The sequence below is a fragment of the Citrobacter sp. Awk 2 genome, from assembly GCF_028069815.1.
In the GTDB taxonomy this organism is placed as follows: domain Bacteria; phylum Pseudomonadota; class Gammaproteobacteria; order Enterobacterales; family Enterobacteriaceae; genus Citrobacter.
In genome coordinates this window covers 12,894-26,768 of record NZ_JANEWL010000015.1, presented here as the reverse complement: position 1 = coordinate 26,768, position 13,875 = coordinate 12,894, and the positions used below count along the sequence as shown (strand labels likewise).

Genomic DNA, 13,875 nt, shown 5'->3' with positions numbered 1-13,875 from the left:
ATCATGTCACAGGTTACTGAAAATAAAGTTATTGCTGCACCGGTGCCGATGACCCCGTTGCAGGAGTTCTGGCACTATTTTAAACGCAACAAAGGTGCGGTTGTCGGGCTGGTGTATGTGGTGGTGATGATCCTGATTGCGGTCTTTGCCAACGTTCTCGCACCGTACAATCCAGCTGATCAGTTCCGCGATACGCTATTGGCCCCACCTGCGTGGCAGGAAGGTGGCACCATGGCACATCTGTTCGGTACTGACGATGTAGGCCGCGATGTGCTGTCGCGTCTGATGTATGGCGCGCGTTTATCGCTGCTGGTTGGCTGCCTGGTGGTCGTACTGTCCCTGTTGATGGGCGTGGTGCTCGGTCTGGTTGCCGGTTACTTTGGCGGTATCGTCGATAACGTCATCATGCGTGTGGTCGATATTATGCTGGCGCTGCCGAGCCTGTTGCTGGCTCTGGTGCTGGTTGCCGTATTTGGTCCTTCTATTGGTAACGCCGCGCTGGCGCTGACGTTTGTGGCATTGCCGCACTATGTCCGTCTGACGCGTGCCGCAGTCCTGGTGGAAGTGAACCGCGATTACGTTACCGCTTCCCGCGTAGCGGGTGCAGGTGCGATGCGTCAGATGTTCGTTAATATTCTTCCTAACTGTCTTGCGCCGCTGATCGTTCAGGCGTCGCTCGGTTTCTCTAACGCTATTCTCGATATGGCCGCGCTTGGCTTCCTGGGTATGGGTGCGCAACCACCAACACCGGAATGGGGAACCATGCTCTCCGACGTGTTGCAGTTTGCGCAGAGTGCCTGGTGGGTCGTGACCTTCCCGGGTCTGGCGATCCTGCTGACGGTGCTGGCATTTAACCTGATGGGTGACGGTCTGCGTGACGCGCTCGATCCCAAACTGAAGCAGTAAGAGGTTCGAGATGGCGTTATTAAATGTAGATAAATTATCGGTGCACTTCGGTGACGTTGGTTCCGAATTCCGCGCCGTAGACCGTATTAGTTACAGTGTGAACCAGGGCGAAGTGGTTGGTATTGTGGGCGAATCCGGCTCCGGTAAATCGGTCAGTTCGCTGGCGATTATGGGGCTGATTGACTACCCCGGCCGCGTGATGGCCGAAAATCTGGAGTTTAACGGTCGCGATCTGAAGCGTATCTCTGAGAAAGAGCGTCGTCAGTTGGTGGGTGCGGAAGTGGCAATGATCTTCCAGGACCCGATGACCAGTCTTAACCCGTGCTATACCGTGGGTTACCAGATCATGGAAGCCATTAAGGTGCACCAGGGCGGAAATAAAAAAACGCGTGTTCAGCGGGCAATTGACCTGCTAACGCTGGTGGGTATCCCTGACCCGGCCTCGCGTCTGGATGTGTATCCGCACCAGCTGTCCGGTGGGATGAGCCAGCGTGTGATGATCGCGATGGCGATCGCCTGTCGTCCGAAGCTGCTCATTGCCGACGAACCGACAACAGCGCTGGATGTGACCATTCAGGCACAGATCATTGAGCTGCTGTTGGAACTGCAACAGAAAGAGAATATGGCGCTGGTTCTGATCACTCATGACCTGGCGCTGGTGGCGGAGGCTGCGCATAAAATTATCGTGATGTATGCCGGTCAGGTGGTGGAAACCGGAGCGGCGCACGACATTTTCCGCGCACCGCGTCATCCATATACCCAGGCGTTGCTGCGTGCGTTGCCAGAGTTTGCTCAGGATAAAGCGCGTCTGGCATCGTTGCTGGGTGTGGTGCCAGGGAAATATGACCGCCCGAACGGTTGTCTGTTGAATCCTCGCTGCCCCTATGCAACCGACAAATGCCGGGCTGAAGAACCTGAACTGAACCTGCTGGAAGGCGGTCGTCAGTCGAAATGCCACTACCCACTTGATGATGCCGGGAGGCCTGGGCTATGAGTACGCAAAAGGCCGCTTTGCCACAGCCGCTGTTGCAGGCCATTGAACTGAAAAAACACTATCCGGTGAAGAAGGGTATGTTCGCCCCGGAACGCCTGGTGAAAGCGCTGGACGGCGTTTCGTTCACCTTAGAGCGCGGTAAAACATTGGCGGTAGTCGGTGAGTCGGGTTGTGGGAAATCCACTCTTGGACGCCTGCTGACGATGATTGAAGTCCCGACCGGCGGTGAACTGTATTACCAGGGACAGGATCTGCTGAAGCACGACCCGCAGGCGCAGAAGTTGCGTCGGCAGAAAATCCAGATTGTGTTCCAGAACCCGTACGGTTCTCTGAACCCGCGTAAGAAAGTGGGGCAGATTCTGGAAGAGCCGTTGCTGATCAACTCCACGCTCAGCAAAGAGCAGCGCCGTGAAAAAGCGCTGGCGATGATGGCGAAAGTGGGGCTGAAAACCGAGCACTACGACCGCTATCCGCATATGTTCTCCGGCGGTCAGCGTCAGCGTATTGCGATTGCCCGTGGCCTGATGCTTGACCCGGACGTAGTGATTGCCGACGAACCCGTTTCCGCGCTGGATGTATCCGTGCGTGCGCAGGTGTTGAACCTGATGATGGATCTGCAGCAGGAACTGGGGCTGTCCTACGTCTTTATCTCGCACGACCTGTCGGTAGTGGAACATATTGCGGATGAAGTGATGGTGATGTACCTGGGCCGTTGTGTGGAGAAGGGCACCAAGGATCAGATCTTCAATAATCCGCGCCATCCGTATACGCAGGCGTTGCTTTCTGCGACACCACGTCTGAACCCGGATGACCGTCGCGAGCGCATTAAGCTGACCGGCGAGCTGCCAAGCCCGCTGAATCCGCCACCAGGCTGTGCGTTCAATGCCCGTTGCCGTCGTCGCTTTGGTCCTTGTACCCAGCTACAGCCACAGTTGAAAGACTACGGCGGCCAACTGGTAGCGTGCTTTGCCGTTGACCAGGATGAAAATCCGCAGCAATAAACGTGGGTTATGACCCAATAACCGGAGCCTTGTGCTCCGGTTTTTTTATAATTCGTTTTTACTCCCACAATGTGAGTCCATTGGCAGAACATTATTCCATAGTGTCTAGAATGTAGTCAGGTTGGCTTTCGTCACAGAAATATCTACTTCGCAGTTGCTAACTACCAGGAGCAAATGTGGTCACGATACGCTGGGATATTAAAACAATTGATCGTCTGTCGATGGTTGAGGATGTCCTGAAGGAATTTTCCTGCTGTGATATCAATATCATCTCCATGAAAGTTACGCCTGGACGCATTCTGATTAAATCCTGGTGTCGCCAATTGCAGGATATTTCCTGCGTACAATCCTGCTTAAGCCAGCGCGCTGATATTATTAACGTTGCATATCTGTGCGAAGAGATAAGCGAACTGTCGATGTCTGAACCGGAACGTCCGCGTTATTTTTCTGACATTATTTGCAGCAGCCAGAGCATGCAACTGCTGATAGAAAAAGCGATCAGAATAGCGGATAGCAAATATACCGTTTTGGTACGTGGTGAAACCGGAACCGGTAAGGAACTGCTTGCCCGGGCCATCCATAATTCCGGGCAGCGACGTTTTTATCCGTTTATTCCGGTTAACTGTTCAGCACTTCCCGAGTCGCTGATGGAAAGTGAGTTTTTTGGCTATGAGAAAGGGGCCTTCAGTGGCGCGGATTGTAAAGGCAAAAAAGGGCTGTTTGAAATGGCTGATAAAGGCACCCTTTTTCTGGATGAATTTGGTGAAATGTCGCTGAGCTTACAGGCCAAATTGTTGCGTGTCCTCCAGGATGGGGGGATCCGTCGCGTTGGCGGGGCGCAAACCATTCCGGTTAATGCGCGTATTATTGTGGCGACGAACGCAAATCTGGAAGAGATGGTGGAGCAACGTCTGCTGCGCGCCGATCTCTATTACCGCATCAACGTACTTTCACTCACCATTCCACCGTTACGCGAGCGCCCGCAGGATATCAGTCTGCTGATCCGCCACTTTGTGCAGAAATACGCGAAGGAGTTCCAACGGCGAATTATTCTGGATAAAGCCTGTTTTGACGCTTTGCACCAGCACAGCTGGCCGGGGAACGTACGCGAGCTGGAAAACACGATTATTCGTCTGATGCTGATGGCCGAATCTGATGTTATTACCCGGGAAGACCTGGGGATGGCGAATCTGTCGGCAGGCGAATTGCGCCACACTCAACGTCCGTTTAAAGAACAGGTCCAGTGCGCTGAGCGTCAGTTAATTGAGCAGATGGTGGAAGAGAATGTGTCGTCGCGGCATATTGCTAAGGTGCTGGGCGTATCGCATACCACGGTATTGAATAAAATTCGTAGCTACCAGCTTGAGAGCGTGAGTTAAGCGCCGCCAGACATTGACGGCGCTGTCATCGGATTATTCAATCAGTTTTAACAGTGGCGACAGGCACAGCAAAATCCCGTAGATCAGGATTAGCCAGGTTTTTAGCCCGCGCAGTTTTTCCAGTTGCGCCACTTTATAGATCAAGAAAAACGGAATAATACACGACACAATTCCATATAGCGGACTGCCTAACTGGAAGAATACCAGCACTGAGACGCGGAACGAAACCCAAATAACCAGCGTAATAACGATAAACGTGCAAATACCCAATGTAAGCACTAGTGGGTTTATTTTATCAACATCAATTACGCGGCTAAGTACGTTAAGGATAATCCCTTTAATCGCTTCATGGAAGCCCAGGTAAATACCGAAGAATGCGGTCAGGACAGCAAAGATATTCAATATCGTGGAGGTGATATGAATAATCTGACCAGGAATGACCTGCGCCGCCAGAGCCAGTGCAGAAATATTCTGTTCGAAGGCTGAAACCGCCTCTTCGTGGCTAATCGAAAAGGTAAATGAGAATGAGAAAAACAGGATGACTGCAATCAACGTAATGTAGCTGATGCGGTGGGTACGAATGGCCATGCGCGTTGCCAGCACCCGGTCAGCCACCCGTTTGCGGTAGGCGATATTCATGGGGTTGAGCACCTGAATAAACACCGCAGAGAAGAAGCAGAATGGGATGGTCAACAGAACGTCACGAAAGAAGACCGAAGCTTCAGGAAAGGCGCTGATATTGCTGAAGTTCCAGTGTGGGACCATCGCAAAGCCGAAGATAATGATAATGCCGACTTTTACCACCACCATCGGGCCGGAGATTTTGAACAGCAGCTTTTCTCCACCGGAAGCAATGGCGACCAGTACCGCAAAAATAGCCACTTTATAGATGATTGATTGCGAAAGGTCGGTGTCGGTTAGCCCGAAGGTTTTTATATATGAGGCACTGTCAAAAACAACGGATAATGAATAGATGAATATTCCATGAATAATCATCAAAAAGTAAATTACACCGAGAAATACACCCCAATTTTTTCCAAGGTAATGACTTATAATATCGGTGTAGTCATTGCAGGTTTCACTTTCGGATAATGTTTTTAAATAAATGTCCTGCACAATATACGTTGCCGGGTAAGCGATAATAAAGGCGACAATAAAAACCCAAATGCCGGTTAAGCCAATTTGTACCGGCATCAGAACTGTACCAGCACCAATTGCCATGCCGATGCAGAGTAATACCCAGCCAAAATCGTATTTTGTAAATGGTATTTTCTTTGAGAATGGTACGGCGGTTGCTGTATTGTTGCTTAATTGTAATGTGTTGTCCTGCATAGAACCCCCTGCCCAAAATACCCGTTCTCCCCAAAAAAGGAGTGCGCGTATAGCCAGACTGTTGTGCCTTGATTCTCAACGACCTGAACCGATCGTCGTCGGTTCAGGTCGTAATGGTCAGAATGTTGCCTTTCTGATGGCGTGTTCAAGGTCGTTAATAATATCTTCTGGATCTTCAAGACCGACAGAAAGACGGATAAGTCCGTCGGTAATACCTGCTTTAAGCCGTTCCTCTGGCGCAACGGGCGAATGTGTCATAGACGCTGGGTGCTGAATGAGGGTTTCGGTATCACCGAGACTGACCGCGAGGAGGCACAATTCTACAGAATTGATCATCCGTCTGCCAGCATCGAGGCCGCCGGCAATTTCAAAGCTGATAATTCCCCCGGGCAGGCTCATCTGCCGTTGGCCCAGCTCATACTGTGGGTGCGAAGTCAGACCTGGATAATACACGCGGGTAATGGAGGGATGTCCTTCCAGGAAACGGGCAATTTTCAGCGCGTTTTCACAGTGACGTTCCATACGAATGCCCAATGTTTTAACGCCGCGTAGGGTTAGCCAGGCGTTGAAAGGGCTCATACAGCCGCCGGTAATATCCTTCAAACCAACAAACCGCGCCTGGTCGATAAACTCCTGCTTCCCGACAATGATGCCGCCAATCACATCACCGTGTCCGTTAATGTACTTGGTTACACTGTGGACCACGATGTCTGCGCCCAATTGCAGAGGCTGCTGACAATATGGCGACATAAAGGTGTTATCCACGACCAGCAAAGCGCCCTGCTGGTGGGCAATGCCCGCCACTGTTTCGATATCGACCAATGAGAGCGTCGGGTTGGCGGGCGTTTCGATATACACAACTTTAGTTTCCGGCCGCATCGCGGCGCGGATTTCTTCCGGTTTCGCGGCGTCGACAAAACTCACGTTAATGCCGAACTTCGGCATGCTGTGCGACAGAAATGCGTGAGTACAACCATAAATTGCGCTGGCAGAAACGATATGGTCACCTTGTTGACACAGCGTCAGCAGAGTTGTGGTGATGGCGGAAATGCCGGATGCCGTTGCCAGCGCGGCTTCACCCCTTTCCAGAACTGCCAGCTTTTTCTCCAGCGCATCGGTGGTGGGGTTACCCAAACGGGTATAAATGTACCCGGACTCTTCGAGCGCAAAGCGGGCGGCACCCTGTTCGGCGCTGTCAAAAACAAACGTTGAAGTCTGGAAGATAGGCGTACTGAGCGCGCCAGTTGAAGGGTCGGGTTGTTGCCCCGCGTGAACGATCTGGGTATTGAATCCGTAAGTACGACAGTCAGACATGATATCTCCTTTAATTCGGAACAGAACAGCTCACACTCAAATAGCAATTGCTGTGCCAGAAAATTAAGATTTAAATATCAATGAATTAGATAATTTTTGTTTCAGGAGAGCGTCAGGAAAGTTGCCAACTGGCAACAATCTTTCCAGCCATATCGGATTTGTAGCGCCGTAATTGCGAGGCTTCACGCAGAGTGGATGGTGCCGGGATGTCAGGGCGAAAAGGTTACCGTAGAATCAGCGGCAAGCCGGGATATCCCGGTGAGGCGCAATGTTGCGGGGGCTTGATCCCCGGCGGCATAGGTTGCTGGAAAGAGAAAACCCCCGCACGTTGTTCGGTAAAAACCTGGCAACAAAACGGGGGCTAACTTGACTCCAGACAAGTTAAGAATAGCCGCGAATAATTGCCATTGCAACGCAGGCGGCTATATGACGCTCATGCAACTGGGTAGTGCTTTCTGGCACGATCTGGCAGCGCCGATCATCGCTGGCATTATTGCCAGCCTGATTGTGAACTGGCTGCGTAACAGTAAGTAATGCCCCTTATGGGTGTCTGGTTGCCGTAATGGCAATATGCGCCCGAACCGGGCCGCAGAGGAAACTTTGCGGCCTTTTTCGCCTTAATTGCAGGCAAATCCCAGCGTCATGTCTCTAACCTGCGGCGATAATGCACAAAGGGAAGTTTTCAGATACCGCCTCTCTTAATACCGCTACGATGGGGTATACTCTGACGGCAGTTTTTGTCTATCCGTGGAGAGTCAGTTTGCGTGTCAGTCGCTCGTTAACAATTAAGCAGATGGCGATGGTTGCGGCCGTTGTCATGGTGTTTGTTTTTATTTTTTGCACCGTTTTGTTGTTCCATTTGGTCCAGCAGAACCGCTATAACACGGCTACGCAACTGGAAAGCATCGCTCGCTCCGTTCGTGAACCTCTGTCGGCCGCCATCCTGAAGGGGGATATCCCCGAAGCAGAATTGATTTTAAGCCGTATCCAGCCCGCTGGCGTGGTCAGTCGCGCGGATGTGGTACTGCCCAACCAGTTTCAGGCATTGCGGATGAGCTTTATCCCTGAACGCCCCGTTCCGGTTACGGTGACTCGACTGTTTGAACTGCCGGTGCAGATTTCGCTCCCGGTCTATTCTCTTGAGCGCTCCGCCAACCCACAGCCGCTGGCGTATCTGGTGTTACAGGCGGATTCATACCGCATGTACAAATTCGTGACGAGCACACTTTCAACGTTAGTGACCATTTACTTACTTTTGTCGTTAATCCTGTCGGTAGCCATCTCCTGGTGTATTAACCGCCTGATTGTGCACCCGTTACGCAAAATTGCTCGCGAACTGAACGATATTCCGCAGCAGGAGCTGATCGGCTATCAACTGACATTACCGCCTATGCATCAGGATGATGAGATTGGGATGCTGGTGCGTAGCTACAACCTGAATCAGCAACTGGTCCTGCGCCACAGTGAAGAGCAGAACGACAATTCGATGCGCTTTCCGGTCTCTGAACTGCCAAATAAGACGTTCTTAATGGGGCTACTGGGGCAGATTGTTACTGGCCCGCAAACAACTGCGCTGATGATTGTCACCTGCGAAACCCTGCGTGATACCGCCGGTGTATTGACCGAGACCCAGCGGGAAATCCTGCTGTTGACGCTGGTTGAGAAACTGAGATCGGTGCTGGCACCCAGAATGGTGCTTACTCAGGTGAGCGGCTATGACTTCGCGATTATTGCGCATGGTGTGAAGGAACCCTGGCATGCAATCACATTAGGTCAGCAAGTACTCACTATCATGAATGAACGGTTGCCTATTCAGGGTATCCAGCTACGCCCGAGCTGCAATATTGGGGTGGCGATGTACTACGGCGATTTGACGGCGGAACAGCTATACAGCCGCGCGCTATCGGCAGTGTTAACCTCGCGTCGCAAGGGTAAAAACCAGATCCAGTTCTTTGATCCGCAGCAAATGGAAGAAGCACAGCAGCGTTTGACTGAAGAGAACGACATTCTGACCGCGCTTGATCACCAGCAATTTGCGTTGTGGATGCAGCCGCAGGTAGAGATCGCCAGCGGCAAGATGTTGAGTGCTGAAGCTTTATTGCGGATGCAGCAGGCAGACGGAAGCTGGGAATTACCGGAAGGGTTAATCGACAGGATTGAATCCTGTGGTCTGATGGTGAAGGTTGGATATTGGGTGCTGGAGGAGTCTTGTCGCCAGCTTGCGGCCTGGCAGGAACGTGGTCTGATGTTACCGCTGTCGGTGAATCTGTCTGCACTACAGCTGATGCACCCCAGTATGGTGTCGGATCTGCTGGAGTTGTTAAACCGTTATCGCATTAAGCCCGGCACCTTGATTCTTGAAGTTACCGAAAGCCGGCATATCGATGATCCGAACGCCGCTGTTGCTATCCTGCGTCCTCTGCGCAATGCGGGGGTACGCATTGCGTTGGATGATTTTGGTATGGGCTATGCGGGTCTGCGACAGTTGCAGCACATGAAGTCACTGCCAGTTGATGTGCTCAAAATCGATAAGATGTTTGTTGAAGGCCTGCCAGAGGATAGCAGTATGATTTCTGCCATTATTCAGCTGGCTCATAGTCTCAATTTGCAAATGATTGCGGAAGGCGTTGAAACCGAAGCGCAACGCGACTGGTTATCACAGGCAGGGGTAGAAGTCGCGCAAGGATTCCTGTTTGCCCGTCCGGTTCCGGCAGATATCTTCGAAGAACGCCATTTAGCGAAGGAATCAGCTGATTACAAAAGTTAAAAAAGGTAGCGCTTGTGCGAGCCAGTTCAAAATTTTTAACAAATTTGTATCAATTATGATCCAGGTGCATTTCTGTCATGTTGTGTGGGTGTTACTTTAAGGCCGCAGGTTAAACAAAACCTTACAAGACCTGTGGTTTTTACTTTAAGGACACCCTATGAAAACCTCTATCTTCAAAAGCCTTTACTTTCAGGTCCTGACAGCAATTGCCATTGGTATCCTCCTTGGCCATTACTACCCTGAATTAGGCGCCCAAATGAAACCGCTTGGCGACGCGTTCGTTAAGCTCATTAAGATGGTCATCGCACCTGTTATCTTCTGTACTGTCGTTACCGGCATTGCAGGTATGGAAAGTATGAAAGCAGTAGGCCGCACAGGTGCGGTTGCACTGCTTTATTTTGAAGTGGTTAGTACGATTGCGCTGATCATTGGTCTTATCATCGTCAACGTGGTGCAACCTGGTGCCGGGATGAACGTCGATCCGGCAACGCTGGATGCCAAAGCGGTAGCGATTTACGCCGAGCAGGCAAAAGACCAGGGGATCGTGGGCTTCCTGATGGATATTATCCCGGGTAGCGTCATCGGCGCGTTCGCCAGCGGCAACATCCTGCAGGTATTGTTGTTTGCGGTGATGTTTGGTTTTGCTCTGCACCGTCTGGGCAGCAAAGGCCAGATGATTTTCAACGTAATTGAAAGTTTCTCGCAGGTTATTTTCGGCATTATCAACATGATCATGCGCCTTGCGCCGATCGGTGCTTTCGGTGCCATGGCCTTTACCATCGGTAAGTATGGCGTCGGAACGCTGGTGCAACTGGGTCAGTTGATTATCTGCTTCTACATCACTTGTATCCTGTTTGTGGTCGTGGTGCTGGGCTCGATTGCTCGCGCAACCGGCTTCAGCATCTTTAAGTTCATCCGCTATATCCGTGAAGAACTGCTGATCGTTCTGGGGACCTCTTCTTCCGAGTCAGCGCTGCCGCGTATGCTTGATAAGATGGAAAAGCTGGGCTGCCGGAAGTCTGTCGTTGGTCTGGTTATTCCCACCGGCTACTCGTTTAACCTTGATGGAACATCGATATATCTGACGATGGCGGCGGTGTTTATCGCGCAGGCCACCAATAGTCATATGGATATCTTCCATCAGATAACCCTGTTGGTGGTGCTGCTGCTCTCCTCGAAAGGTGCAGCGGGCGTGACCGGAAGTGGCTTTATCGTGCTGGCAGCGACGATTTCCGCAGTAGGGCATCTGCCGGTAGCGGGTCTGGCGCTCATCCTGGGTATTGACCGCTTTATGTCTGAAGCGCGTGCGCTGACTAACCTGGTCGGTAACGGTGTGGCAACGGTCGTTGTGGCTAAGTGGGTGAAAGAACTGGACCACAAAAAGCTTGATGATGTGCTGAATAATCGTGCGCCGGATGGCAAAACGCACGATTTATCCTCTTAATCTCGCCACTTATGCCCGTAGTCCCTTCCAGGACTGCGGGCGTTTGCGCATAATTACCCCCTGAGCCTGAAACTGTCTGTTCGACGGTTTCGGGATTTTTTCACTTCTTCCGTGACATTTTTATGTTCTTGCGGTCTAACACGAAGTGTTTTTAACGTCATATTCAGAGAGTCCTTCTCAGGGCTGTCTTTTTATTACCAGGATAGTTGATCAGGGGTTCACATGCAGGGCACAAAAATTCGACTTTTAGCGGGCGGCTTGCTGATGATGGCCTCTGCCGGCTATGTGCAGGCAGATGCGCTCCAGCCTGACCCGGCGTGGCAACAGGGCACGCTGGCGAATGGCCTCCAGTGGCAAGTGTTAGCCACCCCCCAGCGCCCCAGCGACCGTATTGAGGTTCGCCTGCTGGTAAATACCGGTTCACTCACCGAAAGTACGCAACAGAGTGGTTTTAGCCATGCGATCCCACGTATCGCGCTGACGCAAAGCGGTGGCCTTGATGCCACGCAAGCCCGTTCTCTGTGGCAGCAGGGGTTTGATCCTAAACGCCCCATGCCGCCCGTTATCGTTTCCTATGATTCCACGCTGTATAACCTTAGCTTACCCAATAGCCGGAATGACTTGCTGAAAGAGTCGCTTTCATATCTGGCGAATATCTCCGGCAAGCTAACCATTACCCCTGAAACGGTTAACCATGCGCTGAGCAGCGAAGATATGGTGGCAACATGGCCGACGGATACCAAAGAGGGGTGGTGGCGTTATCGTTTGAAAGGTTCCACGCTGTTAGGACACGATCCCGCCGATCCGCTGAAAAAACCGATTGATGCAGCAAAAATTCAGTCGTTCTACCAGAAATGGTATACCCCGGACGCAATGACGCTCATTATCGTCGGTAACGTTGACGCGCGCAGCGTGGCTGAGCAAATCAATAAAACCTTCGGTGAGTTAAAAGGAAAACGTGAAACGCCGGCACCGGTGCCTACGCTCTCTCCATTGCGTGCGGAAGCGGTAAGCATTATGACCGATGCGGTACGCCAGGATCGCCTTTCCATCATGTGGGACGCGCCGTGGCAACCTATTCGTGAATCCGCCGCGTTGTTACGCTACTGGCGTGCTGATTTAGCCCGTGAAGCGCTGTTCTGGCATATTCAGCAGACGTTATCCAGGAACAACGCAAAAGATATCGGCCTCGGCTTTGATTGTCGGGTGCTGTTCCTGCGTGCACAGTGCGCCATTAACGTTGAATCGCCGAACGATAAGCTAAATGCGAACCTGGGCACGGTGGCACGCGAACTGGCGAAAGTGCGGGATAAGGGCCTGCCGGAAGAAGAGTTTAATGCGCTGGTGGCGCAAAAAAATCTGGAATTGCAGAAACTGTTTGCCACCTACGGCCGCACCGATACCGATATTTTGATCAGCCAGCGTTTGCGCTCGTTGCAAAACCAGGTGGTGGATATCGCGCCAGAACAGTATCAGCGTTTACGGCAGAATTTCCTTAATGGCCTGACCGTTGAGATGCTGAATCAGGATTTGCGTCAGCAGCTATCGCAGGATATGGCTCTCATTCTGCTTCAGCCGAAAGGGGAACCTGAGTTCAACATGAAGGATCTGCAGGCGACATGGGATAGCATCATGGTGCCAGCGACTACGGCGGCAACGCCGGTTGAAACGGATGAATCTCACCCAGAAGTGACGGATATTCCGGCGGTACAGTAAAGCTATCGTAACGTGTAGGCCGGGCAAGCGAAGCGCCTCCGGCCTACAAGGATAATAGTTACTGCGGCATGGCGTCGCGTGGAATAATCGCCCCGCGATGCTGAATAACGGTACTTGCCGTCAGGTGACCGCGTTTAGCGGCTTCAGCGGCATCGCCACCGGTTAAACGTACTGCCAGATACCCGGCACTGAAGGAGTCTCCTGCCGCTGTGGTATCGATCACTTTCTCTTTCGGTAATTTTACAGCCGGTACATCGATAAGTGCTTCACCCTCGATGGACACCAGGCAAGAGTCTGCACCGCGCTTCACAACCACTTCCTGTACGCCAGCTGCGTGAGTCCGGGCAATCACGTCCTCTACGGGTTTTTCACCCCACAGTGCGTCTTCATCGTCCAGCGTCAGGAACGCAATATTGGTGCACTCCAGCATCTGCTGGTACACCTGCTGAGTTTCTTCTTTGCTGCTCCACAGACGCGGGCGGTAGTTGTTGTCAAAAATGACCTTACCGCCGTTGGCGCGGCACTCGCGCAGCAGCGACAGCAGTTTGTCACGGCTGGCCGGGCTTAAAATCGCCAGGCTGATTCCGCTCAGGTACAGGTAGTCGAATGTCGCCAGCGTTTTGCAAATGGCGTCGGACTGTTCGCTCTCCAGCCAGAATTTCGCCGCCGCTTCATTACGCCAGTAGTAGAAGGTGCGCTCACCAGTACTGTCAGTCTCGATGTAATAGAGACCCGGCAGACGGTTTTCCATACGCTGGGTTAATGACGTATCGACGTTTTCGCCCTGCCAGGATTCCAGCATTTGCTGGCTGAAACTATCAGTGCCCAGCGCCGTGACATAATGTACGGAAAGGGCCGCAGAATCGACCTGACGGGCAATATAAACGGATGTATTCAACGTGTCGCCACCGAATCCGCGCTGAACGTCAGCGCCTTTCTGTGACAGCTCAATCATGCATTCGCCAATCACGGCAATCTTCCTGGACATAGTCGTAACCTGCTCTGAAAAAAATTAGCGTTAG

The 13,875-nt window shown here is 51.9% G+C and carries 11 protein-coding genes; 8 read left to right on the top strand and 3 right to left on the bottom strand.

Annotated features, from left to right (window positions below; genetic code table 11):
- The first annotated feature begins 3 nt into the window (after positions 1-3).
- The 4 genes from dppC to NNO02_RS06410 all read left to right on the top strand — a co-directional run bounded on the left by dppC (position 4) and on the right by NNO02_RS06410 (position 4,280).
- Positions 4-906: a dipeptide ABC transporter permease DppC gene (gene dppC, locus NNO02_RS06425; RefSeq protein WP_137382040.1), complete on the top strand. Its 903-nt coding sequence runs from the start codon at positions 4-6 to the stop codon at positions 904-906.
- Positions 907-916: 10 nt separating this feature from the next.
- Entirely contained in the window at positions 917-1,900 is a 984-nt protein-coding gene (dppD, locus tag NNO02_RS06420; RefSeq protein ID WP_271454432.1) for a dipeptide ABC transporter ATP-binding protein, read from the top strand.
- The gene (gene dppF, locus NNO02_RS06415; protein WP_271454431.1) at positions 1,897-2,901 is read left to right on the top strand and encodes a dipeptide ABC transporter ATP-binding subunit DppF; all 1,005 of its coding nucleotides are present in this window, start codon (positions 1,897-1,899) and stop codon (positions 2,899-2,901) included. The genes dppD and dppF overlap by 4 nt, the downstream gene beginning before the upstream one ends.
- 176 nt (positions 2,902-3,077) lie before the next feature.
- Positions 3,078-4,280 carry a sigma-54 interaction domain-containing protein gene (locus NNO02_RS06410; protein WP_271454430.1) on the top strand — a complete coding sequence of 401 codons (1,203 nt, stop codon included), beginning with the start codon at positions 3,078-3,080 and terminating at the stop codon, positions 4,278-4,280.
- 33 nt (positions 4,281-4,313) lie between these two features.
- Here NNO02_RS06410 and NNO02_RS06405 read toward each other — a convergent pair whose 3' ends face one another.
- Positions 4,314-5,612, bottom strand: coding sequence for a transporter (locus NNO02_RS06405; RefSeq protein ID WP_271454429.1), 1,299 nt, complete (start codon positions 5,610-5,612; stop codon positions 4,314-4,316).
- Positions 5,613-5,729: 117 nt separating this feature from the next.
- Positions 5,730-6,926, bottom strand: a complete 1,197-nt coding sequence (megL, locus tag NNO02_RS06400) for a methionine gamma-lyase (RefSeq protein ID WP_271440395.1) — start codon at positions 6,924-6,926, stop codon at positions 5,730-5,732.
- A gap of 426 nt (positions 6,927-7,352) precedes the next feature.
- Here megL and NNO02_RS06395 point away from each other — a divergent pair, with 426 nt between their 5' ends.
- From NNO02_RS06395 to NNO02_RS06380, 4 genes are all read left to right on the top strand, one after another.
- On the top strand, positions 7,353-7,460 hold the full coding sequence (locus NNO02_RS06395; RefSeq protein ID WP_202037470.1) for a type I toxin-antitoxin system toxin Ldr family protein: 108 nt from the start codon (positions 7,353-7,355) through the stop codon (positions 7,458-7,460).
- A 226-nt stretch (positions 7,461-7,686) separates the two neighbouring features.
- A complete protein-coding gene (gene hmsP, locus NNO02_RS06390) occupies positions 7,687-9,693 on the top strand; it encodes a biofilm formation regulator HmsP (RefSeq protein WP_271454428.1) in 2,007 nt (668 codons plus the stop codon).
- A gap of 157 nt (positions 9,694-9,850) precedes the next feature.
- Positions 9,851-11,137 (top strand): C4-dicarboxylate transporter DctC, encoded by a 1,287-nt coding sequence (gene dctA, locus NNO02_RS06385; protein WP_048213643.1) that lies wholly within the window; start codon positions 9,851-9,853, stop codon positions 11,135-11,137.
- A 222-nt stretch (positions 11,138-11,359) separates the two neighbouring features.
- The gene (locus tag NNO02_RS06380) at positions 11,360-12,853 is read left to right on the top strand and encodes a M16 family metallopeptidase (protein ID WP_271448729.1); all 1,494 of its coding nucleotides are present in this window, start codon (positions 11,360-11,362) and stop codon (positions 12,851-12,853) included.
- Positions 12,854-12,911: 58 nt separating this feature from the next.
- Here NNO02_RS06380 and NNO02_RS06375 read toward each other — a convergent pair whose 3' ends face one another.
- Positions 12,912-13,841 (bottom strand): sugar kinase, encoded by a 930-nt coding sequence (locus tag NNO02_RS06375; RefSeq protein WP_271454427.1) that lies wholly within the window; start codon positions 13,839-13,841, stop codon positions 12,912-12,914.
- Between the last annotated feature and the right edge of the window lie 34 nt (positions 13,842-13,875).